Source organism: Saccharothrix sp. CB00851, from assembly GCF_001905065.1.
Classification (GTDB): Bacteria; Actinomycetota; Actinomycetes; order Mycobacteriales; family Pseudonocardiaceae; genus Actinosynnema.
Genome location: NZ_LWLC01000008.1, coordinates 1 through 24,540, shown reverse-complemented (window position 1 = coordinate 24,540; position 24,540 = coordinate 1). Strand labels below are relative to the sequence as shown.

The 24,540-nt window shown below is 71.9% G+C and carries 24 protein-coding genes; 9 read left to right on the top strand and 15 right to left on the bottom strand.

From position 1 onward, the window contains the following. Positions 1 to 32 precede the first annotated feature (32 nt). Genes A6A25_RS09590 through A6A25_RS09580 form a run of 3 tightly spaced genes read right to left on the bottom strand, consistent with a single transcriptional unit; the run spans position 33 to position 3,092 of the window. Positions 33 to 1,139, bottom strand: a complete 1,107-nt coding sequence (locus A6A25_RS09590) for an XdhC family protein (protein WP_073887809.1) — start codon at positions 1,137 to 1,139, stop codon at positions 33 to 35. Next, positions 1,132 to 2,217, bottom strand: a complete 1,086-nt coding sequence (locus A6A25_RS09585; protein WP_073887808.1) for a vWA domain-containing protein — start codon at positions 2,215 to 2,217, stop codon at positions 1,132 to 1,134. Before A6A25_RS09585 ends, A6A25_RS09590 begins: the two co-directional genes overlap by 8 nt. Continuing rightward, positions 2,214 to 3,092, bottom strand: coding sequence for an AAA family ATPase (locus A6A25_RS09580; RefSeq protein ID WP_073887807.1), 879 nt, complete (start codon positions 3,090 to 3,092; stop codon positions 2,214 to 2,216). Before A6A25_RS09580 ends, A6A25_RS09585 begins: the two co-directional genes overlap by 4 nt. A gap of 507 nt (positions 3,093 to 3,599) precedes the next feature. Here A6A25_RS09580 and A6A25_RS09575 point away from each other — a divergent pair. Then, positions 3,600 to 3,821, top strand: coding sequence for a PspC domain-containing protein (locus A6A25_RS09575; protein ID WP_073887806.1), 222 nt, complete (start codon positions 3,600 to 3,602; stop codon positions 3,819 to 3,821). Here A6A25_RS09575 and A6A25_RS09570 read toward each other — a convergent pair whose 3' ends face one another. The 5 genes from A6A25_RS09570 to A6A25_RS09550 all read right to left on the bottom strand — a co-directional run bounded on the left by A6A25_RS09570 (position 3,822) and on the right by A6A25_RS09550 (position 8,911). Next, a complete protein-coding gene (locus tag A6A25_RS09570) occupies positions 3,822 to 5,165 on the bottom strand; it encodes a beta-N-acetylhexosaminidase (protein WP_073887805.1) in 1,344 nt (447 codons plus the stop codon). After that, a complete protein-coding gene (locus A6A25_RS09565) occupies positions 5,162 to 5,998 on the bottom strand; it encodes a carbohydrate ABC transporter permease (RefSeq protein ID WP_073887804.1) in 837 nt (278 codons plus the stop codon). The genes A6A25_RS09570 and A6A25_RS09565 overlap by 4 nt, the downstream gene beginning before the upstream one ends. Further along, positions 5,995 to 6,882 (bottom strand): carbohydrate ABC transporter permease, encoded by an 888-nt coding sequence (locus A6A25_RS09560; protein WP_073888020.1) that lies wholly within the window; start codon positions 6,880 to 6,882, stop codon positions 5,995 to 5,997. The genes A6A25_RS09565 and A6A25_RS09560 overlap by 4 nt, the downstream gene beginning before the upstream one ends. Beyond that, complete coding sequence (locus tag A6A25_RS09555) at positions 6,882 to 8,156, bottom strand: extracellular solute-binding protein (protein WP_073887803.1); 1,275 nt, start codon at positions 8,154 to 8,156, stop codon at positions 6,882 to 6,884. Before A6A25_RS09555 ends, A6A25_RS09560 begins: the two co-directional genes overlap by 1 nt. Positions 8,157 to 8,257: 101 nt before the next feature. Then, positions 8,258 to 8,911, bottom strand: a complete 654-nt coding sequence (locus A6A25_RS09550; RefSeq protein ID WP_241828568.1) for a copper homeostasis protein CutC — start codon at positions 8,909 to 8,911, stop codon at positions 8,258 to 8,260. A gap of 130 nt (positions 8,912 to 9,041) precedes the next feature. Here A6A25_RS09550 and A6A25_RS43920 point away from each other — a divergent pair, with 130 nt between their 5' ends. The 3 genes from A6A25_RS43920 (at position 9,042) to A6A25_RS09540 (ending at position 10,472) form a co-directional block, all read left to right on the top strand. Further along, positions 9,042 to 9,203 carry a hypothetical protein gene (locus A6A25_RS43920; protein WP_158073706.1) on the top strand — a complete coding sequence of 54 codons (162 nt, stop codon included), beginning with the start codon at positions 9,042 to 9,044 and terminating at the stop codon, positions 9,201 to 9,203. 181 nt (positions 9,204 to 9,384) lie between these two features. Further along, on the top strand, positions 9,385 to 9,990 hold the full coding sequence (locus tag A6A25_RS09545; protein WP_053718676.1) for an RNA polymerase sigma factor: 606 nt from the start codon (positions 9,385 to 9,387) through the stop codon (positions 9,988 to 9,990). Between the two features lie 59 nt (positions 9,991 to 10,049). After that, entirely contained in the window at positions 10,050 to 10,472 is a 423-nt protein-coding gene (locus A6A25_RS09540) for a carboxypeptidase regulatory-like domain-containing protein (protein WP_380736080.1), read from the top strand. 99 nt (positions 10,473 to 10,571) lie between these two features. On the opposite strand, the gene A6A25_RS09535 is transcribed toward A6A25_RS09540, so the two are convergent. The 5 genes from A6A25_RS09535 to A6A25_RS09515 form a co-directional block, all read right to left on the bottom strand. After that, entirely contained in the window at positions 10,572 to 11,351 is a 780-nt protein-coding gene (locus tag A6A25_RS09535; RefSeq protein WP_073887798.1) for a phosphodiesterase, read from the bottom strand. Between the two features lie 1,025 nt (positions 11,352 to 12,376). Beyond that, a complete protein-coding gene (gene groL / locus A6A25_RS09530; RefSeq protein ID WP_073887795.1) occupies positions 12,377 to 13,999 on the bottom strand; it encodes a chaperonin GroEL in 1,623 nt (540 codons plus the stop codon). 216 nt (positions 14,000 to 14,215) lie between these two features. Beyond that, the gene (locus tag A6A25_RS09525) at positions 14,216 to 15,454 is read right to left on the bottom strand and encodes a serine/threonine-protein kinase (RefSeq protein WP_073887792.1); all 1,239 of its coding nucleotides are present in this window, start codon (positions 15,452 to 15,454) and stop codon (positions 14,216 to 14,218) included. 144 nt (positions 15,455 to 15,598) lie between these two features. Further along, entirely contained in the window at positions 15,599 to 15,805 is a 207-nt protein-coding gene (locus A6A25_RS09520) for a cold-shock protein (RefSeq protein ID WP_033432301.1), read from the bottom strand. 80 nt (positions 15,806 to 15,885) lie between these two features. After that, positions 15,886 to 16,530 (bottom strand): AIM24 family protein, encoded by a 645-nt coding sequence (locus A6A25_RS09515; RefSeq protein WP_073887789.1) that lies wholly within the window; start codon positions 16,528 to 16,530, stop codon positions 15,886 to 15,888. A gap of 54 nt (positions 16,531 to 16,584) precedes the next feature. On the opposite strand from A6A25_RS09515, the gene moeA reads away from it, so the two are divergent. The 3 genes from moeA (at position 16,585) to pssA (ending at position 19,691) form a co-directional block, all read left to right on the top strand. Beyond that, the gene (gene moeA, locus A6A25_RS09510; protein WP_073887786.1) at positions 16,585 to 17,817 is read left to right on the top strand and encodes a molybdopterin molybdotransferase MoeA; all 1,233 of its coding nucleotides are present in this window, start codon (positions 16,585 to 16,587) and stop codon (positions 17,815 to 17,817) included. A gap of 175 nt (positions 17,818 to 17,992) precedes the next feature. Then, entirely contained in the window at positions 17,993 to 18,715 is a 723-nt protein-coding gene (locus tag A6A25_RS09505; RefSeq protein ID WP_073887783.1) for a phosphatidylserine decarboxylase, read from the top strand. Positions 18,716 to 18,719: 4 nt separating this feature from the next. Further along, a complete protein-coding gene (gene pssA, locus A6A25_RS09500) occupies positions 18,720 to 19,691 on the top strand; it encodes a CDP-diacylglycerol--serine O-phosphatidyltransferase (protein WP_073887781.1) in 972 nt (323 codons plus the stop codon). Between the two features lie 604 nt (positions 19,692 to 20,295). Here the strand turns inward: pssA and A6A25_RS09495 are convergent. After that, positions 20,296 to 20,877: a peptide deformylase gene (locus tag A6A25_RS09495; RefSeq protein ID WP_073887778.1), complete on the bottom strand. Its 582-nt coding sequence runs from the start codon at positions 20,875 to 20,877 to the stop codon at positions 20,296 to 20,298. Positions 20,878 to 20,988: 111 nt separating this feature from the next. Here A6A25_RS09495 and A6A25_RS09490 point away from each other — a divergent pair, with 111 nt between their 5' ends. Further along, positions 20,989 to 21,285, top strand: coding sequence for a DUF3263 domain-containing protein (locus A6A25_RS09490; RefSeq protein ID WP_073887775.1), 297 nt, complete (start codon positions 20,989 to 20,991; stop codon positions 21,283 to 21,285). Then, positions 21,282 to 21,923: a LytR C-terminal domain-containing protein gene (locus A6A25_RS09485; protein WP_073887772.1), complete on the top strand. Its 642-nt coding sequence runs from the start codon at positions 21,282 to 21,284 to the stop codon at positions 21,921 to 21,923. Before A6A25_RS09490 ends, A6A25_RS09485 begins: the two co-directional genes overlap by 4 nt. A 7-nt stretch (positions 21,924 to 21,930) precedes the next feature. Here A6A25_RS09485 and A6A25_RS09480 read toward each other — a convergent pair whose 3' ends face one another. Continuing rightward, the gene (locus A6A25_RS09480; protein WP_073887769.1) at positions 21,931 to 24,165 is read right to left on the bottom strand and encodes an AAA family ATPase; all 2,235 of its coding nucleotides are present in this window, start codon (positions 24,163 to 24,165) and stop codon (positions 21,931 to 21,933) included. Positions 24,166 to 24,540: the final 375 nt, after the last annotated feature.

Here is a 24,540-nt window from a genome sequence, read left to right as displayed (position 1 = left end):
CTGCTCTTTGTTGCCTCGTCAAACAACCCCCCTCACTTGTGGATGGAGCCGTCCGTACGGGCCAGGCGCTCACCTCCCCCGCCCCAGCGCAGGGCGATGATCTCCGCGGCGATCGACACCGCCGTCTCCTCGGGCGTGCGGGCACCCAGGTCCAGGCCGATCGGGGACGCGAGCCCGGCCAGCTCGCCCTCGGTGAGGCCCGCTTCGCGCAGCCGGCGCAGCCGGTCGTCGTGCGTGCGACGGGAACCCATCGCGCCGACGTAGCCGAGCTTGAGGCGCAGCGCGACCTCCAGCAGCGGCACGTCGAACTTCGGGTCGTGGGTGAGCACGGCGACCACCGTGCGCTCGTCCAGCTTCCCGGCGTCGGCCTGCGCGGCGAGGTAGCGGTGCGGCCAGTCGACCACCACCTCGTCGGCTTCCGGGAACCGGCTCTTCGTGGCGAACACCGGGCGCGCGTCGCACACCGTGACGCGGTAGCCGAGGAACGCGCCGAGCCTGGCCACGGCGGCGGCGAAGTCGATCGCGCCGAACACCAGCATCCGGGGCGGCGGCTCGAACGAGTTGACGAACACGGCCATGCCCTCACCGCGCCGCTGGCCGTCCGGCCCGTAGTGCAGGGTGCCGCTGCGGCCGGTGGCGAGCAGGCCGCGCGCGTCGTCGGTGATCGCGTCGCGCGCCCGGGCGGACGGGATGTCGCCGTTGACGCGGTCCGGCCAGACGATCAGACGCCGGCCGACCCACTCCGGGTGTTCCACGATCGTGGCGATGGCCACGGGCTCCTGGGCTTGGACGGTGTGCAGGACCTCGGGCAGTTCGGGGAAGGTGTCGCGGTGGACCGGCTCGACGTAGACGTCGATGATCCCGCCGCAGGTCAGGCCCACCGCGAACGCGTCGTCGTCGGTGACGCCGTAGCGCTGGAGGACCGGTTGGCCCTGCTGGACCACCTCTTGGGCCAGCTCGTAGACCGCGCCCTCGACGCAGCCGCCGGAGACGCTGCCGACGACGGCGCCGTCCGCGCCGACCAGCATCGCCGCACCGGGTGGTCGGGGCGCGGAGCTGAACGTGGCGACGACCGTGCCGACGCCGACGGTCTCCCCCCGGTCGACGCGGTCGGCCAGTTCGGCGAGGACATCACGCAAGTCGAACCTCCTCCAGCAGGGCGCGCAGGGTGTCGACGCTGTGGCCGGCGAGCAGCCGGTCCACGTGCGGCAGGGCGGCGGCGATACCGGACTGCACCGGCCGGTACCCGGCGTGGCCGGCGTGCGGGTTGACCCAGACGACCTTGTGCGCGAGCCGTTTGAGCCGCTGGGTCTGGTCGGCGAGCAGGGCCGTGTCGCCGCGTTCCCAGCCGTCGGAGCAGATGACGACGACGGCACGCCGGGCGGCGCCGCGTTGTCCCCAGCGGTCGAGGAAGGCCTTGATCGTCTCGCCGAGCCGGGTGCCGCCCTCGAAGTCCGGCACGGCGCGGGCGGCGGCTTGGAGTGCCTGTTCGGGGTCGCGGTGGCGGAGTTGGCGGGTGACGCGGGTCAGGCGGGTGCCGAGCGTGCAGACCTCGACGGGCATGCGGCGGGCGACGACGTGCGCGAAGCGGAGGAGGGCGTCGGCGTAGGGCTTCATCGAGCCGGACACGTCGATCAGCAGCACGACCTTGCGCGGACGGGTGGCGCGGCGGCGGCGCCTCGGCCGGGTCGTCTCGCCGGTGGCGAGCATGTCGCGGAGGGTGCGGCGGGCGTCGATCGCGCCTCGGCGGGCGGGGGTGCGGCGCAGGGCGCGGCGGGTCGGCGGGACCGGGTCGAGGACGGCCAGCAGTTCGTCCAGGTGCCGTTTCTCGGCGGGGCTGAGGGTGGCGATGTCCTTGCGCCGCAGCACTTCCACGTCGCTGGCGGCGACTTTGAGGGTGGGTGACGGCCGGGTGTGCTTCGCCGTGCCGTTGCCGAGGGCGGCCAGGTGGCTGGTCTGGCGGGCGCGGGTGGCGGGTGGCGCGGGTGGTACCCCGCCGAACCAGGCCGCGAACGCCGCGTCGTAGCGGGGCAGGTCGTCGTGCTCGCCGCACAGCGTCACCCGGCCGGCCCAGTAGACGTCCTCGCGCCGGGCGACGTCGAGGTGGTCGACGGCGGCGACGAACGCCTGCACCCGGTCGGGCCCGCACGCGACGCCACCGTGCCGGAGCGCGCGGGCGAACCCCACGAGCCCGGTCGACGCGCCGGCTCCGGTCATCCCACGATTGTGCTCCCGGTCACGCCGCTCAGCACACCGGCTGAAAGGGCGCGCTGAGCGTCCTCCCGGTACTTCAGGACGGCACCGAGCGTGATCGCCGCTGTTTCCGCGTCCAGTTCGGTGCGGCCCAGGGCGAGCAGGGCTTCGGCCCAGTCCAGCGACTCGGCCACGCCCGGCGGCTTGAGCAGGTCGAGGTCGCGCAACCGCCGCACGGCTGACGCGACCTGGTGCGCGAGGCGTTCGGTGACACCGGGCAGCCGGCGGCGCAGGATGGCGACCTCGCGGGACAGGTCGGGGTGCTCCAGCCAGTGGTAGAGGCAGCGGCGCTTGAGGGCGTCGTGCACCTCGCGGGTGCGGTTGGAGGTCAGCACGACCAGGGGTGGGGTGGCGGCGGTGACGCGGCCGAGTTCGGGGATGGTCACCGAGTTCTCGCCGAGCACTTCGAGCAGGAACGCCTCGAACTCGTCGTCGGCGCGGTCGACCTCGTCCACGAGGAGGACGCACGGTGCCTCTTCGAGGGCTCGCAGGAGTGGGCGGGCGAGGAGGAAGCGGCGGGTGTAGAGGGAGGCTTCGGCCTGCTCGGCGTCGACGGGACCGGCGGCTTCCAGGGCGCGCAGGTGCAGGAGTTGGCGGGGGAAGTCCCAGTCGTAGAGGGCTTGGGTGGCGTCGATGCCCTCGTGGCACTGCAGGCGGATGAGGGGCAGGTCGAGGGCTTGGGCGAGGGCGACGGCGAGGGAGGTCTTGCCGGTGCCCGGCTCGCCTTCGCAGAACAGGGGGCGGTGCATGCGCAGCGCCAGGAAGGCGGCGGTCGCGATGCCCTGGTCGGGCAGGTAGCCGACGCGGTCCAGTTCGGCGGCGAGCTCATCGGGCGTCACGCTCCCGAGCCTAAGCTCCCGCGTGTCCTACGTTCAGAACCCGCGTGTCCTACGTTCAGAACCCGCGTGTCCTACGTTCAGAACGCGTGAGTCGAACGCTCAGGACCCGTGAGTTCAACGCTCAGGCGGCGAGAGTCGTACGTTCAGGGCGCGAGAGTTCAACGTTCGGAGCGTGTGAGTTCGACGTTCGGGCCGGCTGTTGGCGGCGGGCACTCCAGGCAGGCCAAAGCCGGCAGGCCCGGCGGGGAAAAGCGTCCCGCCAGGCCTGCCGGCTTCGACCAGCCTAAAGCACCCGAACCCATGTCAAATCGAGCCTTGCGGTGGCGCTGCGGGTCCGTTGTGGGTGCGGGGGTTCGGGGGGCGGGCGGCGGGTCCGTGTGGGCATGTCGGATTGCGGGCTGGTGGCCTCGGGGGGGGAGGTCCTGGTGACACCCTGAGCGGCCGGTCCGGGGGATGTCAGGGTGCGTCCCCGATGTTTCCGCGCTCGCGGTGGCGCAGTCTTGAGCCATGACGAACGACGTGCTGAACGAAGCCACTGCCAAGATCAAGAAGTTCCGCCGCAGCCGGAACGACAGGATGGTCGCGGGTGTGTGCGGCGGCGCGGCCGAGATGCTCGGCGTGGACGCGGCACTGCTGCGCATCCTGCTCGTCGCCGCCACGCTCTTCGGGGTCGGTGCCGGCGCGATCCTCTACCTGGCCTGCTGGATCCTCGTGCCCGAGCAGGACTGATCAGCGCGGGTAGCCGGGCACACCGGGGAGCGCCTGCCACGGTCGGGGACCGTCGAGGGGTCGGTACTCGACGCCCAGTGCGTCGAGTCGCGGCAGGTGGTGTTCGGCCAGCCGGGTCAGGAACTCCGCCTCGTCACGGTCCGCGGGGCTCCACACGACCTCGGCGAACGCGCACAGCCGGGGGAAGGCGGCGTAGTCCAGCCGGCGCGGCGAGTCGAGGTGTTCGGTCCACAGGTTCGCCTGCGCCCCGAGCACCCGGTCCGGGGGTTCGTAGCGGTAGACGTCCTCCAGGGTGGTGATCGTGCCGACGGGGATCGGCTCGTCGGGGTGGTCGGACTGCCGGTAGTCCAGGTACAGGTGCTCTTCCGGGCACATGACGACGTCGTGGCCGCGGTCCAGGGCGGTTCGGCCCGGTTCCTCGCCGCGCCACGACGCGATGATCGTGCGTATCGGCAGGGGGCCGACGCCGAGGGCTTCGTCCCAGGCGAACGGCCGCCGCCCGCGCTGGTGCAGGTGTTGGGCGATGCGGCGGACGAACCGGCCGTCGCTGTTCGCGGCCTCGTCGCCGCCCAGGCCGATGACCTCGGACGGGAAGACGTCGAGCAGTTCGTCGAACACCTGGCGGTAGAAGTCCACTGTGGACTCGTCGGCCCGCAGCACGTTCGGGTTGATCCCCCAGTCGGTCCAGACGCCGCCGCCGGAGACGCCCAGTTCCGGGTACGCCGCGATGGCCGCCTGGCTGTGCCCCGGCACGTCGACCTCCGGAACGACGGTGATGTGGCGCGCCGCCGCGTACGCGACGACTTCCCGCAGGTCGTCCTGGGTGTAGTAGCCGCCGTGGGGCCGTCCGGCCATCCCGCCGGAACGCCGGTCGCCGAACCGCGAGTCGGGCCGCCAGCCGCCGACCTCGTGCAGTCGGGGGAAGCGGTGCGACTCGAAGCGCCAGCCCTGGTCGTCCGTCAGGTGCAGGTGCAGCACGTTCAGCTTGTGCACGGCCAGCAGGTCGACGTACCGCAGCAGGTCGTGCTTGGGCAGGAAGTGCCGCGCCACGTCCAGCATCACGCCGCGCCACGCGAACCGCGGGTGGTCCTCGACCGCGCACACCGGCAGCGTGACCGGGCCGGGAGGCACCGCGCGGAACGCCGCCGGGCCGCTGAGCTGCCGCAACGTCTGCCGCGCGTAGAACTCCCCCGCGTCGTCGGACGCCTGGACGCGCACACCGTCGGCCGACACCGACAGCCGGTAGCCCTCGGCGGGCCCGGCAACGCGTTCGACCTGGAACGTGCCGTCGAACGGCACCTCGCCGTCACCCCGGGTGAACGACGCGGGACGCGGCAGGATCACGACTTCACCGCCCCGGCCAGGCCCGCGACCAGCCGCCGCTGCACGAGGATGAAGAAGATCAGCACCGGGATCGTCATCAACGTCGATCCTGCCATGATCGCGCCCCAGTCGTTCTGGTCCGGTTTCACGAACACCTGCAGCGCCAGCGGCAGCGTCTGGTTCTCCGCCGCCGAGATGATGAACGTCTTGGCGAACAGGAAGTCGTTCCACGCGTGGATGAACGACAGCACGCTCGTCGCCACCAGACCGGGCGCCACCAGCGGGAACAGCACCTGCCACAGGAACCGGAACCGGGACGCGCCGTCCAGCGTCGCCGCCTCCTCCAGCTCCACCGGCACCGCCGCGACGAACCCGCGCAGCATCCAGATCGCGAACGGCAGGCTGAACGCCAGGTGCACCAGCACCAGCGAACCCAGGTGGTTGAGCCCGAACACGGGCGCCACGTCCCGCACCGACTGCATGACGAAGAACAGCGGGATCGTCAACGCCTCCACCGGCACCATCTGCACGACCAGCAGCATGACCAGCAACGTGGTGCGGCTGCGGAACCGGAACCTGGTCAGCGCGGTGGCCGCCAGGAACGAGATCAGCAGGCTCAGAAGCACCACCGCGACGGCCACCACCACGCTGTTGAGCAGGTAGCGGCCGAAGCTCTGCACGGTCAACGCGCGCACGAAGCTGTCCAGCGTCGGCGCGAGCGTCCACGGCCGCGGGTCGGCCGAGATCACCTCCGCCTCCGGCTTCAGCGCCGTCAGCACCATCCAGTACAGCGGGAACGCCACCACAGCGGCGATGACGACCGTGACGGCCTCCGCGATCCACCGCCGGTTCACAGCGCCTCCCCGCTCCGCCGCAGCGCCCGCAGGTAGCCGAGGGTGACGAGCAGCAGCAACGCCGTCATCACCACGCCGATGCTCGCGCCGAGCCCGTACTCGGAGGCGGCGAACGCCTGCTGGTAGGCGTAGACGTTGAGCACCAGGTTGCGGCCCGCGATGCCACCGCCGTTGGTCATGATGTAGATCTGGGTGAACACCTTGAAGTCCCAGATGATCGACTGGATGGTGACCACGATCAGCAGTGGCCGCAGCAGCGGCAGGATCACGCTGGTCGCCGTCCTGGTCGTGGACGCGCCGTCCAGCGCGGCGGCCTCCAGCACCTCGCCCGGGATCGCCTTGATCCCCGCGTACAGGGTGACCATGACGAACGGGAACGAGCACCAGATCACCTGGGCCGCGACCAGCCCGAACGCCAGCCACTTGTCGTAGGTCCAGGACATCCCGGTGGTGCCGAGCACCTCGTTGACGAACCCGAAGTTGGCGTCGAACAGGAACAGCCAGATGGTGGACCCGGCCACCGCGGGCGTCGCCCACGCGCCCAGCGCGGCCAGGAACAACGTCATCCGCGCCCACGTGCGGACCCTGGTGGCCAGCACCGCCAGCGCGGTGCCGACCAGCAGGGTCCCGAGCACGCAGACCGCGGCGAACCCGACCGTCTGCCCGAGCACGGCCCAGAACCTGTCCTGCGACAGCAGGTTCGCGTAGTTGCCCAGGCCCAGGAAGGTCAGCGGCGCGCCACCGCTGACCTGCTCCTGGCCGTAGTCGAACAGGGAGATCAGCACGAGCTGGTAGATCGGGTAGCCCATCAGCCCGACCAGCACCAGCAGCGCGGGGGCGAGGTAGGCGAACGCGATCCGCCCGTCGCCCTTGGCGGTCCGCATCACGAGCCGAAGGCTGCGTTCATCTCGTCGGCCGCGGTCTTGGCCGCCTTGTCGAGGTCTTCGCCACCGGCGGCGACCTGCTGCAACAGCGTCGGCAGCACGGCCTGGGCGTCGATCTTGGCCCAGTTCGGTGTGACCGGCACGAACCGCGTGCCCGCGTTCAGGGTCTTGGTGAACGGCTCCAGCACGGGGTTGGCCGCGGCCACCTCGGCCTGCACGTCGCCGAACGCCGGCAGGTTGCCCATCGCGTCGAACATCTTGCGCTGGTACTCCTTGCCGCCGAGCAGCCGCAGGAACTCGTTGGCCAGCGTCTTGCGCTCGCTGCCCTTCAGCACGCCGAGGAGGTTGCCGCCCGCGAACGCCGGCGCGATCTCACCGGCCTTCTTGCCGGGCAGCGGCACGACCGCGTACTTGCCCGCGGCGGCGGAGGCGTCGACCGACTTGCGGTTGAAGTCGCCGCCGACGACCATCGCCGCCTTGCCCGCCCGGAACGCCTCGACGCTGGCGTCACCGCCGTTGCCCGCGCACTGGGCCGGCGGGCAGATGTCGTCCGCGATCAGCTCGGTGTACTGGCGCAGGCCCGCCTTCGACTCGGCGCTGTCGATCGCGGCCACGTACTTGTCGCCGTCCTTGCGGGCGATGTCACCGCCGTTGGCCCACACGAACGGCATCGCGCCGTAGGTGTACTTGCCGCCGGCGGAGATGCCGAGCAGGTCCGGCTTGGCGGCGCGGATCCGGCGGGCCAGCGGTGCGATCTCGTCCAGCGTGGCCGGTGGCTGGAGGTTGAGCTCCTGGAAGATGTCGGTGCGGTAGTAGAGCGCGCGCACGCCGACGTACCAGGGCACGCCGTAGACCTTGCCGTCCACCTTGCCGGTGTCGAGCACGGCGGGCAGCAGGTCCTTCGCCTCCGGCCAGCCGTTCAGGTCGAGTTCGGCGAACCCGCCGCCCGCGACGTAGCCCGCCAGGTCGGTGTTGCCGAACTCGGCGACGTCGGGCGCGCTCCGCGGGTCGCTGAACGCGGCCTTGAACCGCTCGGCGCGGGTCTGCACCTGGATGTACTGGACGTCGACCGTGACGCCTTGGTGCGCCTGCTCGAACTCGGTGACCGCCTCCTTGACGACCGCCTCCTTCGGACCCCGGTTGACCTCGTCGAACAGCCAGACCCGCAGCTGCCCCGTCTGCTCGTCACCACCGGTGGGCGCCGAGCCGGACTGGACCGGGGCGCACCCGGCCAGCACGACGGCGCCCACGACGGCTGCTACTGCGAACCGCATCTCGCCCACCTTTCCGGTGTGTCGCACCCAAATATTGCGTAATCTGCAACGGTCATTTCATGGGAAGCAACGGCGATGCTAATGTCGCGACGGCAAGCGGTCTAGACCAGATTCGCCCAGGTCCGGACGGCGTCGGCGGAGAGCGGGGCGTCCCACCCGCCTGGCCGGACCGCGCCACCGACGTGAAACCCAGTAACACCAACGGCTTTCAGCGGCGCGACGTGCTCGGCCTTGAGCCCGCCCCCGACCAGCAACCGCACCTCGTCCTGCCGTGCGGCCAGCCGTTCCAGCACGCCGAGCCCGTCCGCGACCCCGCGCGCGCTGCCCGCCGCGAGCACCGTGTCGCAGCCCAGTGCCGCGACGACGGCCCACGCCGCCTCCGGGTCCGCCGAGTTGTCCAGCGCGCGGTGGAACGTCCACGCGCAGCCGTCCACCTCGGCGACCAGGGCCGCGCACGCCGCCTCGTCCACCCGTCCGCCGGCGTCGAGGAAGCCGAGCACGAACTCCGACGCGCCCGCCTCGCGCAGCGCCGCCGCGTCACGCCGCAGCCCGTCGAGGTCGCCGGGCGCGAATCCGGGCGCGTCGCGCAGCATGACCCGGACCGGCAGGTCGGTCGCGGAGAGCACGTCGCGCAGCACGGTGACCGGCGGCGTCAGCCCGTCCGCGGCCATGTCGACGGTGAGTTCCAGCCGGTCCGCGCCACCGGCCTGCGCGGCCTCGGCGTCGGTGGCGTCCAGTGCGATGACCTCAAGCATGGTCTGGACCATAGCCGGGACGGGCGCGCGGACGTCACGAGTGAACTGTTAATGCGCGGTGGTGTATCCAGCGTAGAACTACTCACTCCTTACCTGATGACCGGACTTCACCCCACTTCAGGAGGCCGCCGTGAGCGCCGATCCGCCACGCGAACCGCGGTTCACCGGTGGGGACGAGCCGGTCGAGGAGTTTCGCTTGACGGATGACGCGCCACCGGTGCCGCCGACCGGCCGCCACCGGGGACGACGCGTCCCGGTGCGCGCCGGCGGCACGCCCGTGGCCGTCAGCTGAGCCGCTGGGGGAGGAACGGTGGTGGTCGGTCGGCTTCGAGGGGTGCCGATCGGCGGCCGCTGCGATGGGGGGAGGCGGTCCGCGGTGCGAGGGGGGCACCGCGGACCGCCGCCGCGCCGGTGACGGCGCAGGTGTGTGACGATCAGCTTCGGCTGGGGGACGCCGAGAAGGAGGTGACGACGTGGGAGAACTGCGCACGGCCGGTGAGCGCCCACCGTGGGAAGGGCTCGACGGCACGGACCGGCACGCCGCTTGCGTCGTTGCCGCGCGCGACGGCGACCGCAGGGCGTTGGACGTGCTGGTCGCCGACCTGACGCCGCTGGTGTGGCACGTCGCCCGAGGACACGGGCTGGACCGCAGCACCGCGGAGGACGTGGTGCAGACGGTCTGGCTCGCGCTGCTGCGGCACCTCGACCGGCTGGTCGAGCCGCGCGCGCTGGCCGGGTGGCTGGTCGTCGCGACCCGCCGCGAGGCACAACGGACCTGGACACCGGCTCGCCGTGAAGCGGCGCTGAGCGACGAGCTGGCGGAACAACTGGAGAGCGAGTACGGCCTGCCCGAGGACGCCGCCCTGGTCGACGACCGGGACCACCGGCTGTGGCGGGCTTTCGGCCGTTTGTCGCAGAAGTGCCAGGAACTTCTGCGGCTCACCGTGCTGGCCGGCCGGGCGGAGTACCGCGCGGTCGCCGAAGCACTGTCCATGCCACGAGGCAGCATCGGCCCCACCCGGGGTCGGTGCCTGACCATGCTGCGCACACATCTCGACGCGGAAGGAGGATCGCGGTGAACGACATCGACCCGCGCGATGACCGCAGAGGCCAAGAGGACACCGCTGTCCTCACAGAACTGAACCGCCTGGTGTACGAGTTGGACGCGCCCCCGGCGGGGCTCGTCGAACGCATCCAGTTCGCGGTGGCATTGGAGAACCTGGACGTCGAGGTGGCCCGGTGGGAACGCGCGGGCTCGTTCGCGGGGGTGCGCGGTGGCAGCCCCGGCACCATCACGTTCACGGTGGACAACCTGACGTTGATGGTGAACTTCACCTCCATCGGCGCGCGGCACCGCATCGACGGCTGGCTCGTGCCCGCCGGCGAGCACACCGTCGAGGTGAGGGTGGCCGAGCACGAGTCGAGCACCACCAAAGCCGACGACGGCGGCCGGTTCGTGCTGTCCGACGTGCCCGCGGGCACCACGCAGATCGTGGTGCACCTGGTGAACTCCCGTGGTGAGCCGGGGCGGACCGTCGTGACGCCGACGATCATGTTGTGAGGTCGCGCCGTTTGCCCGTTCGCCCGTTCGCCCGTTCAGGTGGTTCAGGGCGAGAACTTTCCGCGATCGCACCGGCTCACCACAGGGTGAACCGGTCGGTCAGAAGGCTCCGATCAACGCCCCGGCGGCACTCACCGCAACCGTGTGCGTGGCGAACCCCGACTCGGTCGCCACGTGCAGCAGGAACCCGGTCGGCTCGGCCAGGTACCCGGTCTGCTGGTCCGCGCGGAGGGTCAACGACGTCTGGCGGTAGGTGCTCGGCGCCACGGACACCGCCGTGCCCGCGAACGGCACGCTGATCGGCCGGTGCACGTGCCCGGCCAGGACGCGGGCGACGTTGCCGTGACGCCGGAGCACCTCGCCCAGCGCCGGGCCGTCCGCCAACCGCATGCCGTCGAGGTACGGGATGCCGACCGCCACCGGCGGGTGGTGCAGGCACACGAAGGCCGGCACCTCGGGCCGCCGGCCGAGCACGTCGTCCAGCCACGACAACTGCTCGTCGCCGAGCCGCCCAGCCGGCCCATCCGGCCGCCACGAGTCCAGCGCCACCACCGTGAACCCCGGGTGGGCAACCTCGTAGTGCGCCGAAGCCCCGCCGCCGAGGAACGCCGTCCCCCCGAACACCTCGACCAGCGCCTTCGGGTCGTCGTGGTTGCCCGTGGTCAAGTACAACGGCAACGGAAACCGCCCGATCACCTCCCGCAACTGGTCGTAGGCCCCGACGTGCCCGTGTTCCGTCAGGTCACCGGTGATCACCACACAATCCGGCCGCGGGTCCAACGCCAACACCCGCCCCAACGCGAGCCTCAACGACGCCGCCGGCTCGGCCGCCAACGCATCGGTCCGCAAGTGCGGATCGCTCAAGTGCGCGATGAGCACGTGATCACTCCAATCCTCAGCCCTGTCGAAACCCCGGCATGCATCCTGACCGAACTCGCCCACCCACCCACCACCGCGGCCCCGCCTCGCGACGCGGTGGCGCCGTGGCTCCTTCGCGATTCCGCCGCCGCAGCGGCGCCGTGGCAGTCACAGCGGCGCGGGGGTACGACGACGGGCAGCGGTACGGGTGTCGAGGCGAGGCCGGCCGCCGCCCGCAGCCCACCCGAGCCGGGCGTGGGCGGGCGCATCGGCTCGCGACACGGTCCGCGGGGTCCTGACGGCGCTGTTCCGGCCGACTCCGATGCGGCTGGGCCAAGGGGTCTGGGGGTCAGGCCGTCCGTGGACAGGCAGCGGGCCTGGAGTGCCGCAAGCCCCATCGGCGCGGCGCAGTGGGCTCGACCGCAGTGGCTCTGGAGGCAAGCTCGGGGCTCGGGGCTCCGGGGTCAGCGGTGGCGCGGTCGGCAGCTGCTCAAGTCGGCGGCGGCGCGATCGGCGGCAGCACGATCGGCAGCGGCGCGGTCAGCGGCAGCGGCGGTCAGCGGCAGCGGCGTGGTCAGCGGCAGCACGGTCGGGAGCGGCGCGGTGGGGAGCGGCGGAGTTCCGGGTCTGGGGGCGGGTCGGAGCGGGCCGAGGTCGGGCAGGGCGGGGTCAGGTCGAAGCGGCAGCCGAAGCGCGGGAGTGGAGTGCCGAGTTGGGGTCCGGGCGGGCCGGCCAGGTCGGGCCGGTCAGGTCGGTAGGGCTGGCGGAATGGTGGGAGGCGAGTGCCGGCGGGTGGCGAGTGCCGGTGGGTGGCAGGTGGGCAGGTGAGTGGTCGGTGGGCAGGTGGGTGGTTCGGGGTTCCGTCTCGTTTTAACCGAGGGACGGTAACGGTGTTTCCGTACATTTCCGGGTCGATCTCACCCGATCGTGTTTGTCCGCTCCCCTCTCACCGCAGGTGGGACGGCGAAGGGCCCGGGTCCGCCAGAGGCGGAACCGGGCCCTTCGTGACTTCAGCCGATCAGACCTGGGTCAGGTGACCCGGTCGATCAGAAGTCCATGCCGCCGGCGTCCGGGACGGCCGGGGCAGCGCCCGCCTTCTCCGGCTTGTCCGCCACCACGGCCTCCGTGGTGAGGAACAGAGCGGCGATCGACGCGGCGTTCTGCAGCGCCGAACGGGTGACCTTGGTCGGGTCCGGCACGCCGGCCGCCAGCAGGTCCTCGTACACGCCGGTCGCGGCGTTGAGGCCGTGGCCCACGGGGAGGCCCTTGACCTTCTCCACCACGACGCCGCCCTCGAGGCCGGCGTTGACGGCGATCTGCTTCAACGGCGCCTCGACGGCGACCTTGACGATGTTCGCGCCGGTCGCCTCGTCACCGTCGAGGTTCAGGCCCGCGAACGCGATCTCGGCGGCCTGCAGCAGGGCCACGCCACCACCGGCGACGATGCCCTCCTCGACGGCGGCCTTCGCGTTGCGCACCGCGTCCTCGATGCGGTGCTTGCGCTCCTTCAGCTCCACCTCGGTGGCGGCGCCGGCCTTGATCACCGCGACACCGCCGGCGAGCTTCGCCAGGCGCTCCTGCAGCTTCTCGCGGTCGTAGTCGGAGTCCGACTTCTCGATCTCCGCACGGATCTGGTTGACGCGACCCTGGATCTGCTCCGGGTCACCGGCACCCTCGACGACCGTGGTCTCGTCCTTGGTGACGACGACCTTGCGCGCCTTGCCCAGCAGCGACAGGTCGGCGTTCTCCAGCTTGAGGCCGACGTCCTCGGTGATGACCTGGCCACCGGTGAGGATGGCGATGTCCTGCAGGATCGCCTTGCGGCGGTCGCCGAAGCCGGGCGCCTTGACGGCGACGGACTTGAACGTGCCGCGGATCTTGTTGACGACCAGCGTGGCCAGGGCCTCGCCCTCGACGTCCTCGGAGATGATCAGCAGCGGCTTGCCGCCCTGCATGACCTTCTCCAGCAGCGGAAGCAGGTCCTTCACCGACGAGATCTTCGAGCCGTAGAGCAGGATGTACGGGTCCTCGAGGACCGCTTCCTGGCGCTCGGGGTCGGTCACGAAGTAACCGGAGATGTAACCCTTGTCGAAGCGCATGCCCTCGGTGAGCTCGAGCTCGAGCCCGAGAGCGTTGCTCTCCTCGACGGTGATGACACCTTCCTTGCCGACCTTGTCCATGGCCTCGGCGATGAGCTCGCCGATGGTCGAGTCGCCCGCGGAGATGGACGCCGTGGCGGCGATCTGCTCCTTGGTCTCGACCTCCTTGGCGGTCTTCAGCAGCTGCTCGGTCACGGCCTCGACGGCCTTCTCGATGCCGCGCTTGAGGCCGAGCGGGTTGGCGCCCGCGGCCACGTTGCGCAGACCCTCGCGGACCAGAGCCTGGGCGAGCACGGTGGCGGTCGTGGTGCCGTCACCCGCGACGTCGTCGGTCTTCTTCGCCACTTCCTTGACGAGCTCGGCCCCGATCTTCTCCCACGGGTCCTCGAGCTCGATCTCCTTGGCGATGGAGACGCCGTCGTTGGTGATGGTCGGCGCGCCCCACTTCTTCTCGAGCACGACGTTGCGGCCCTTGGGGCCGAGCGTCACCTTGACGGCGTCGGCGAGAATGTTCATGCCACGCTCGAGACCGCGGCGGGCATCCTCGTCGAACGCGATCATCTTGGCCATTGCGGTGTGTTCCTCCGCCTGATTACGAATGGGGCCACTGCGGACGCGCGCCCGCAGCGGAACACGGTGCTTCGGCCAGGCTCGGTGCCCGCGACGGACGACCAGCCCCCTGGTGGGGACGGGCCTCACCGTCCCAGCCTGCGTGTTGGCACTCAGGTGGTCCGAGTGCCAACACCGTGTTTAGCACTCGACGGAGGAGAGTGCAAGAAGAGGTGGTCAGCGGGACGTGCGAACGGGCACGCTGGTGGGCAGCGGTTTCTTGCCCGAAGTGCCCCCGACCTCGATGGACTGGCTCGAACCACCGTTGCCGGCCGGGCGCGGAGGTTCATCCTTCGGCGTGAGGATCACCACGAGGATGACGATGAGCACGATCGCGACCGCGCCCGCCACCACGGGCGCGAACCACGCCGGTCGCGACTTGCCCGTCGTGGTGAACGCGCTGGCGCCGACCTGGGCGGGCGGCCGCAGCCGCACGGGCTCCTGCAGGAACCCGGGCTGCTGTTGCTGCTGGTAAGGCGGCCGGTACTGGCCCTGCTGCTGCGGCGGCACGGGCCCGCCACCGGTCTGCGGCCCCATCGGCATCGGACCGGAGTCGGTGCGGCGGGGCGGCGGGGCGCCCTGGACAGCACCCGACAGCGCGGCCCGGGCGGCGTTGATCAACTCGGCGCACGAGCCGTACCGCTGGTTCGGGTCCTTGGCGGTGCCCTTGCGCAGCACGTCGTCGATGGCGGGCGGCAGCGACACCACCGACGTCAACGACGGGATCTCGGCGCCGAGGTGGCCCTGGATGACGTCCTGCACGCTGCCCTGGAACGGCGGGCGCCCGGACAGGCACGCGTAGACCATGCACGCGAGCGCGTACTGGTCGGTGCGGCCGTCGAGCGGTTCGCCGCGCAGGTGCTCGGGCGCGGCGTAGGTGGGTGAGCCGAGGAAGTCGCCGGTGCGGGTGCGGTGCCCGGTGGCGCCGCGCCGGGTGAGGCCGAAGTCGGCGAGGTAGACGTGCTCGCCGGCGGCTTCCTTGGTGGTGACCAGCACGTTGGCCGGTTTCACGTCGAGGTGGACCAGGCCCTTGCCGTGCAGCATGTCGAGCGCTTCGGCGACCTGGCCGAGCAGCGCGAGCGTGCGCGCGGGGGTGAGCGGGCCGTCCTTGATGTGGGAGGCGAGGTCCTGGCCGTCGACCAGCCGCATGGCGATGTAGAGCAGCCCGTCGACCTCGTCGAAGTCGTAGAGCGGCACGATGTTGGCGTGGTCGATCGCCGAGGTGTTGCGCGCCTCGTCGACGAACCGCTCGCGGAACTCGGCGTCCGCGGTGAGGTGTTCGCCGATGACCTTCAGGGCGACCTTGCGACCGAGCCTGACGTCCGTGGCCTTGTAGGTCACGCTCATGCCACCGCGGCCGAGCACCCCGTCGATCCGGTAGTGGCCCAGCCGTCGCCCGCTCAGGTCCTCCGACACGCGACGGAGCCTAACGTCCGCGTACAGGGGCTTACACGGGGTTCCCGCCAAACGGACCAGACCGACCGGACGAACCCGGGCGCGGACCGGTCGGATCAGGGCAGGGTGCCCGACCCGCCGCGGCGTCGGCGGGTCGGGCGGAGGTCACGATGCCTTGCGCACGTCCGATGCCTGGCTGCGGCCGTCGCGCCCCGCCTGGATCTCGAACTCCACGCGGTCGCCCTCGGCCAGCGTCCGGAATCCTTCCATCTGGATCGCCGAGTAGTGCACGAACACATCCGGCCCGCCGTCGGCGGCGATGAATCCGTAGCCCTTCTCCGAGTTGAACCACTTGACCGTGCCGACAGCCAAGACGTCCTCCTTCGAGAAATACCTTGAGCAAACCGCCACGCTAGAGGCACGAGGGGGTTCGCCGATACCTCCTTATGGAGTCATGAGCGGACGCTGAATCCGTTGTCGCGCAACCAACTGACGAGTCCGCGCGGGCTGCGGGTCCGGGTGAGCACCAGACCGGGTCCGGCGAAGTCGAGGACCAGCCCTTCGCCATTCCGCACGGATTGGGGCGCGTCCGGGGAAACGGCGCGCAGCCGGGACTGCACGGTGTCGGCGAACGCGACCACGTGGCCGCTCGCGACGGTGACCAGCTCGCCGGGTTCGAGGGTGACCACGTCGAGCGTGCCGTAGCAGCTGAGCACGACGGACCCGGTGCCGAACGCGTAGGTGAGGAAGCCGTGGTCACCACCGTGCAGGGCGCGCACGGGCGGCGCGGACGGGTCGAGGCGGGCGGTGGCGGCGCAGGCCAGCCAGCTGTCGCGGGCGACGCACCAGCCGGTGGTGGCGTCGAGTTCGAGCACGTGCAGGTCGCCGGGCAGGGGCGGTGCGACGTCGACCCAGCCACCCTCGGGCCCCGCGGTGCACAGCGCGGCGCTGACGCCGGGCGACTTGGCGCGGCTGTCGACGGCGACGCCGTAGCTGGTGGCGAGCAGCGAAGATCGCTCGACCACCACCGGCTCACCGGGTGCCAGGACGAGTCGGGCGACCCCGAAGGTAGGGGTGTGGCGGGTCCGGACCTGCAACGTTCCCCCTGTCGTGATCAGCCGGTTGGAGCAGTCTGCCACGGGCGCGGCAGGATGTGTCACGTGTCGAACACGCTGACCCGAGTCGCTGATCACAAGGCCCGCGTCGCCGGGCTGGTCGGGCGGATGCCGGTGGTGGACCTGCCGGTGGCCAGCCAGCACGGTGACCAGCACTGCCTCGGTCTGGTGCTGGCGGAGGACGTGGTCGCGCCGGTGCCGCTGCCGCCGTTCGACAACTCGGCGATGGACGGTTACGCGGTGCGTGCCGCCGACGTCGCGTCGGTCCCGGTGGAGTTGCCGGTGGTGGAGGACGTCCCGGCGGGGCGGACGTCGTCGGTGCCGTTGGCGCCCGGCACGGCGCACCGGATCATGACGGGCGCGCCGGTGCCCGCCGGTGCGGACGCCGTGGTGCAGGTGGAGTGGACCGACGGCGGCACGTCCGTGGTGCGGGTCGACCGGCCGGTGGTGGTCGGCCAGAACGTGCGGCGGATGGCGGACGACGTGGCCGTGGGCACGACGGTGCTGCGCGCGGGCGCGGTGCTGGGTCCGGCTCAGCTGGGGTTGGTGGCGGCGCTGGGGTTCGGGTCGCTGCCGGTGCGGCGCAGGCCGCGGGTGCTGGTGCTGTCGACGGGGTCGGAGCTGGTGGGGCCCGGTGCGGCGTTGGAGCCGGGGCAGATCTACGAGTCGAACGGCGTGATGCTGGCGGCGGCGGTGCGCGAGGCGGGCGGTGAGGCGGAGCTGCTGCGGTTCGTGCCGGACGACGTCGAGAGGTTCCACGCGGCGATCGCGCCGCGGTTGGCGGACGTGGACCTGCTGCTCACGTCCGGTGGTGTGAGCGCGGGGGCGTACGAGGTGGTGAAGGACGCGTTCACCGGGCGCGGGGTGGAGTTCACGAAGGTCGCGATGCAGCCGGGCGGGCCGCAGGGCGCGGGGCGCTACCAGGGGGTGGCGGTGGCGACGCTGCCCGGGAACCCGGTGAGCGCGCAGGTGTCGTTCGAGGTGTTCATCCGGCCGGCGCTGCGGGCCGCGATGGGGTTCGAGCGGGTGGAGCGGCCGAGCGCGGTGGCCCGGTTGAGCGCGCCGGTCACCTCGCCGGCGGGACGCACGCAGTTCCGGCGTGGCGCGTACGACCCGGAGTCGGGGCAGGTGGTGACGCCCGTCGGCGGGCCGGGGTCGCACCTGCTGTCGGCGTTGGCGGTCAGCAACTGCCTGATCGAGGTGCCGGAGGACGTGACGGAGCTGGCGGCGGGCGACGAGGTGGCGGTCCGCCTCCTGCACGGAGAGTGACTCGGACTTGACCGTCCGGCGTTGATCACGGGTGTGACGCGGCTTACACTTGGGATGATCGGAGAACCGGCCGGTCCGTGCGTTCGTCGGGGGACGCACGGGCGGGCCGGACGAGGGCCGGCGCGAACGCGTAGCGTGTGGCGGGCCGGAAGCACTGCCCTGACACGGAAGAGCCATGACCGTCGATCGCGACAAGCACAGTGGTGCCGTCTCCCACTTCCTCGAGCTCGCCCGGGGGATCGTCCCCCCGATGCACCCCGCGGGCCGTCCCTTCGTGGCGGGCGCTGCCGTCGCGACACTGCTGCTGCGCAGGTTCTCCAAGCGCGCGGGTGTCGCCGGCGCCCTGCTGACCGCGTGGGTCGCGTGGTTCTTCCGCGAGCCCAAGCGCACCACGCCCACCCGGCCCGACATCGCGGTCGCGCCGGCCGACGGCACCGTGTCGCACGTGGTCGAGGCCGTGCCGCCGGTCGAGCTGGGCCTCGGCGCCGCGCCGATGACCCGGATCAGCGTGTTCCTGTCGGTGTTCGACGTGCACGTGCAGCGCGTGCCCGTGCCCGGCCTGGTGCGGCAGGTGTCCTACCGGCCCGGCAAGTTCCTGTCCGCCGACCTGGACAAGGCCAGCGAGGACAACGAGCGCAACACGGTGTGGCTGAGCACGCCGTCCGGGCACGACGTGGTGGTCGTGCAGATCGCCGGGCTGGTGGCGCGGCGGATCGTGTGCGAGGTCGTCGAGGGCGACAAGGTCGAGGTCGGGCAGACCTACGGCCTGATCCGGTTCGGTTCGCGGGTCGACCTGTACGTGCCCACCGGCAGCCGCGTGCTGGTCGAGGCCGGGCAGCGCACGATCGGCGGCGAGACCGTGCTCGCCGAATTGCCCGCCGCTTCTTCGGAGGGCTGAGCCGATGGCTCCGAGCGGGCCGGGGATCAGGCTGCTGCCGAACGCCATCACGGTGCTCGCGATGTGCGCGGGGCTGTCGGCCGTGCACTTCGCCATGGTCGGCATGTGGGGTGCGGCGATCGGCTCGATCGCCGCGGCGGCCGTGTTCGACGGGTTGGACGGGCGGATCGCCCGGCTGCTCGACGCGACCAGCAAGATGGGCGCCGAGCTGGACTCGCTGGCCGACGCGATCTCGTTCGGCGTCGCGCCCGCGCTGGTGATCTACGTCTGGAAGTTCGGCGGCGACCGGCAGGGATGGGTCGTCGCGTTGATCTTCGCGGTGTGCATGGTGCTGCGGCTGGCGCGGTTCAACACCTTGCTGGACGTCGAGCAGCCGCCGTTCGCGAAGGAGTTCTTCGTCGGCGTTCCGGCACCGGCGGGCGGGTTGTTGCTGCTGCTGCCGTTGATCCTGGACGAGCAACTGGGCCGGCCCGGGTGGTGGTCGAGTTCGACGGTCGTGGCCGTGTGGACGGTCGGGGTCGCGTTGCTGCTGGTGAGCCGGATCCCGACGCTGTCGGTGAAGACCATCAAGGTGCCGCCGCGGTTGGTCGCGCCGCTGCTGGTGCTGGTCGGGCTGCTGGCGGCGGCGGTGATCACGTTCCCGTTGGTGGCGCTGAGCACGGCGCTGCTGGTGTACCTGGCGCACCTGCCGTACTCGGTGCGCCGGTACCGGTGGCTGGCGAAGCACCCGGAGGCTTGGTCGGTGCCGGCGGCGGACCGGCGCGCGATCAAGCGGGCGCATGGTGTGGCGGCGCGGCGGTTGGGGCTGCGGCAGCCGTTGGGCGGTCGGGTCGCGGGTGCCGCGATGCGTGCCGTGCGGCGGCCCCGGCGGGCGGTCGACCCGACGCAGATGGCGGCGGAGACCAACGGACAGGCGAGGCCCGGCAAGCGCCGGGGCTGGCGGCAGATCGGCTTGCGCCGGCATGATCGCCCGTAACTCGCTACACTGGCCCTGACCTGCTGTTTCCGACGGTTACACCGTTCACGATCGGGTGATCTTCCCACCGACCATGAACGGTAACACCGTTATCCGGCCGCTCGAACGTCGGTTGAAACAACGAGGCCGGCAACCAACCCCCGGCCTCCACACCTTCACCGCACCGTCCGCTGCGACCTTCTGCGGCGGACGGTCCACGGTGCCAGGCACCGACCACGGCTGCCGCGAGCGCCACCCGGTCAGCTGTCACCTTGACCGGAGACAGCCATCAGCAGCACCGGGGCAGCCGTCGGCGACGGCATCCACGGGGGCTCCCCGCCGCCCACGCCCCATCGCCCCCGTCTGCCTGCACCCGCGACGGCTCCCCCGTGCTCCCACGTCGCCGCGCCCGTCGCCCACGGCTCCGTGCGCCCATGGCCCGCCTCGCCAGCCGTCGCACACAGCCCGCCTCGCATACAGCCGCCTCGCTCATGGCGGCCCACCCGCACCGCGCGCCGTCGCGGCTGCCGCATCCGTGATCGTCTGCAGCAGCCAAGCCGGGTAGCCGTATTCCTCCCGGGAGCCCTGGGCCTAGGTCGTCGTCGCCCGGGCCCGGCCGTCGCGCCTAGTCCTCGTCGTCGGCGAACGGGTCTTCCGAGGTCGCCGGGTCCCACGACAGGCCCGGCACGCCCCAGCCGTTGGCCTTGAGCATCTTCTTCGCCGCCCGCTTGTGCCGACCCACCAACCGGTCGAGGTAGATGACGCCGTTCAGGTGATCCGTCTCGTGCTGCAGGCACCGCGCGAAGAACCCGGTGCCCTCGACCTCGACGGGCTTGCCGTCGCCGTCGAACCCGGTCACCTTCGCCCACGTCGCCCGGCCCGTCGGGTAGGCCTCGCCCGGCGCGGACAGGCAGCCCTCGAAGTCGTCGTCCGGGTCCGGCATGCCCAGCGGGACCTCCGACGTCTCCAACGTCGGGTTCACCACCACGCCCCGGTACCGCACACCCTCGTCGTCCGGGCAGTCGTACACGAACAACCGCAGGTCGACCCCGATCTGGTTGGCCGCCAGGCCGACACCGCGCGCCGCCGCCATCGTCTCGTACATGTCGTCGATCAACGTGCGCAGCGCCTCGTCGAACACCTCGACCGGGCGGGTCGGGTGGTGGAGCACGGGATCTCCGGCGATCCGGATCGGGTGAACTGCCATGGCGTGCAGCCTAACGGCGCGTCACACAGGACGCGCCGACCGATGAGCGGACCCACGCGAAGATCACGTGATGTAATGGCACCCACGCACGGGACACGGCTGAGGAGCCAGATGGACGCCGCAGAGGCACTGGCGCCGGCGGAGGGGCCGGACGACGGTTTGAACGACCGGGAGCGCGAGATCCTGGCCTTCGAACGCCAGTGGTGGAAGTACGCGGGTGCGAAGGAACAGGCCGTCCGGGAGCTGTTCGACATGTCCGCGACGCGCTACTACCAGCTGCTCAACGCGTTGATCGAGAAGGAAGAGGCGTTGGCCGCCGATCCGATGTTGATCAAGAGACTGCGCAGGTCCCGCTCCGGCAGGCAACGCGCCCGCGCGGCGAAGCGGCTGGGCGTCGAGCGCCGATGACGAACCCGGAACAGCCCGCGGGCCCCGCGCACCCGGCACGTGCGGCGGGCTACGCGCTGCTCGGCGTGGCCGTCATCGCCCTGGTCATCGGTCTGGTCAGCCTGTTCACCGGCGGCACCGACGACGATCCGCCCGCCGCGCAGTCGACCCCGCCGTCGACCACCACCTCGGGCACCTCGGAAACGTCGGACGGCTCGCAGACCCCGTCCGGTGAGCCGACCGCCCCGTCGTCGGAGATGTCACCGCCCGCCGGCACCACGACCGCGCCCACGACGTCCGCCGACCCGGGCGGCACGACGACGACGGAAACGCCGCCGCCACCGGTGAGCACGACGCCCAAGCTCCCGGTGCGCATCTACAACAACAGCACCACCCAGGGCCTGGCCGCCCGCGCGTCGGGCGACGTCGAGCAGGCCGGGTGGCAGGTCGCCGAGAGGGGCAACTACTCCCAGGGCACGATCTGGACCACCACGGTCTACTTCCGCCCCGGCACCGACGAGGAAGCCTCGGCACGCGAACTGGCCCGCGTCCTCAACGCCCGCGTCGAGCCCCGGTTCGACGGCATCCAGAGCGCCCAACCGGGGATCATCGTGATCGTCACCAACGACTACAAGGGCCCGTCCGGCAAGGTCTCGTAGCCCTCCCCTACCGTTCCCGCGACTTGGCGTAAGCGGCGAGGGCGGCCAGTTGCGCCGGGTCCAACGACGGTCGGACCGCCGCACGTGCCGTCGCCAGGTGGGCGCCGGTCACCTCGGGCGCGGACAGCGACTCACGCATCGCGGTCAACGCGGCCTCGCGGATCAGCGCCGCGCAGTCCGCCGCCGAGTACCCGTCCAGTTCTTCGGCCAACGCGTCCAGATCCACGTCCGATGCCAACGGCGTGTTCCGCGACGAAGCCCGCAGGATCTCGGCCCGCGCGTCGGCGTCCGGCGGCGGCACGTACACCAGGCGCTCCAGCCTGCCGGGCCGCAGCAAGGCGGGGTCGACCAGCTCGGGCCGGTTCGTCGCGCCGAGCACGATGACGTCCCGCAGCGGCTCGACGCCGTCCAGCTCGGTGAGCAGCGCCGCGACCACCCGGTCCGACACGCCGGAGTCGGACGACTGGCCGCGTCGGGGTGCCAGCGCGTCGACCTCGTCCAGGAACACCATCGCGGGTGCGGCTTCGGCCGCCCGCCGGAACAGCTCGCGCACCGCCCGTTCGGACTCGCCGACGAACTTGTCCATCAGCTCGGCGCCCTTGACCGACAGCACGTTCAGCCTGCCGGTGCCCGCCAACGCGCGCACCAGGAACGTCTTCCCGCACCCGGGCGGCCCGTAGAGCAGGAGGCCACGCGGTGGTGCGACGCCCAGTCGGGCGAAGGAGTCCGGGTACTGCAACGGCCACAGCGCGGCTTCGGTGAGCGCCTGCTTGACCTCGGTCATGTCGCCGACGTCGTCCAACGTCAGCCCGCCGGTGCGCAGGGTGTCCGAAGTGGACATCGAGATCGGGCGGACGGTTTCCAGCGCTCCCGCCAGATCCGCTTGTCCGACGCGGGGTTCGTCGGCGTCCCGTTGCCGCAACGCGGCCCGGAGTGCGGCTTCCCGGCGCAACGCCACCAGGTCCGCCGCGACGAAGCCGGGCGTGCGGTCCGCGATGACGCCGAGGTCCACATCGGACTCGACGGGCACGTCGCGCAGCAGGACGCGCAGCAACTCGGTCCGCGCCTTGCTGTCGGGCAGCGGGAGGACGAGTTCGCGGTCGACCAGTTCAGGGACCCTCAGTCGGGGGTCGATCGCCTCGGGGTGTGCGCTGGTGACGACCAACGCCACCCCGTCGGGCCGTCCGCGCAAGGCGTCCAGCACGACGGTCGCCACCGGGGGCGCCGAGGCGGCGGGCAACAACGCCTCGACGTCGGTCAACAGCAGCACCGCCGGCGCCTGTCGTTGGGCTTGAGCGAGTGCGTCGGCGACCCGCTGCGCCGCCGCGTTCGCCTCCAGCACGGCGATGCTCGGCGCGGCAACCTCGACGACCGTGGCCTTCGCGCCTTGGGCGACGGCGCGCACGAACGTCGCCTTGCCGACCCCTTCCGGCCCGCTGACCAGGGCGGCCAAGCGCGGCACGGCACCCAGCCGGGCCAGCAGTTCGGGGTGGCTGAACGTCAGGTCGAACCACTCGGCCAACCGCTTCGCGGCCTCCTGCTGCCCGACCAGGTCCGCGACCGGCACGGCAGGCGTCACGACTTCGACCGCGCTGATCGTGGTCACCGGTCCCGCGGTCGCCGTCACCGCTGCTTGGACCGTGCCGCCGCCTCCGGACACGACCGCGGGCACGTCACCCGTTCGTGCGCCGTCACGCCAGCCGACCACGGTCGAGGGCTGCACGGCCACCGGCCCGTCGGCGGGGTCGGCGGAGGTGATGGTGAGCAGTTCGTTGGTCCACGTCATGCCGATGGCGTTGGACAGCTTGCTGCGCGTGGCGCTGACGTCCGCGCCGGGTGGCGGGGCCAGGTCCTGCGGCAGCAGGGAGACCGCGTCGCCGACGGTCAGCACTTTGCCGGTGAGGGCCATGCGGAGCGTTTCGGGGGTGAGCGACGTGCTGGCCAACCGCGAGCCCGCCACGATCACCGTGCGTGCGGCGGCGACGTCCACGGGCGCCACCACCACCTCCGCGCCTTCCACGACGCCGAGGTTCGACAGCGTCACGTCGTCCACCAGCACCACGCCGGGCGGGCCGTCGCCGGCGGTCGCGGCGGCCAGGGCGGCGCTCACCCGGGCACCGGTCAGGCGCACCGCGTCCCACGCGCGCAGGCCGAGCGCGTCCAGCACTTCGGGGTGGAGCCGCACCACGCCGCGACGGGTGTCCAGGGCGGAAGGGGACAGGCGGGCGGTCAACGTGATCACGGGGGTGAGCGTAGTTGGGGTGGGCGGTCGATGGCGCGTGGTCGGGCAGGGTCGGCGGCCTGCGCCAGGAGACGAGCCAGCCGCAGGCGACGGCGACAGGTGGTCGCGGGCAGCGGCAGGCGGCGACGGGCGGCGACGGGCGCACGATGGAGCGGCGGGCGACGCGCGGCAACGGGCCGGCGACGGGCTGTCGCGGCCGGCGGGCCGGCGGACGACGGGCGGCGGCACGCGATGGCAAGCGGCGACAACCCAGCGGCGGTGGGGCGACCAGCGGGTGGCCATCGGCGGACTGTGGGCAGCGGCGGGGCAAGCGCGATGGGGCGAGCGGGTCCGGCGGCGGGCGGTGCGTCCTGGCGGCGCGCGGTGGGTCCGGCG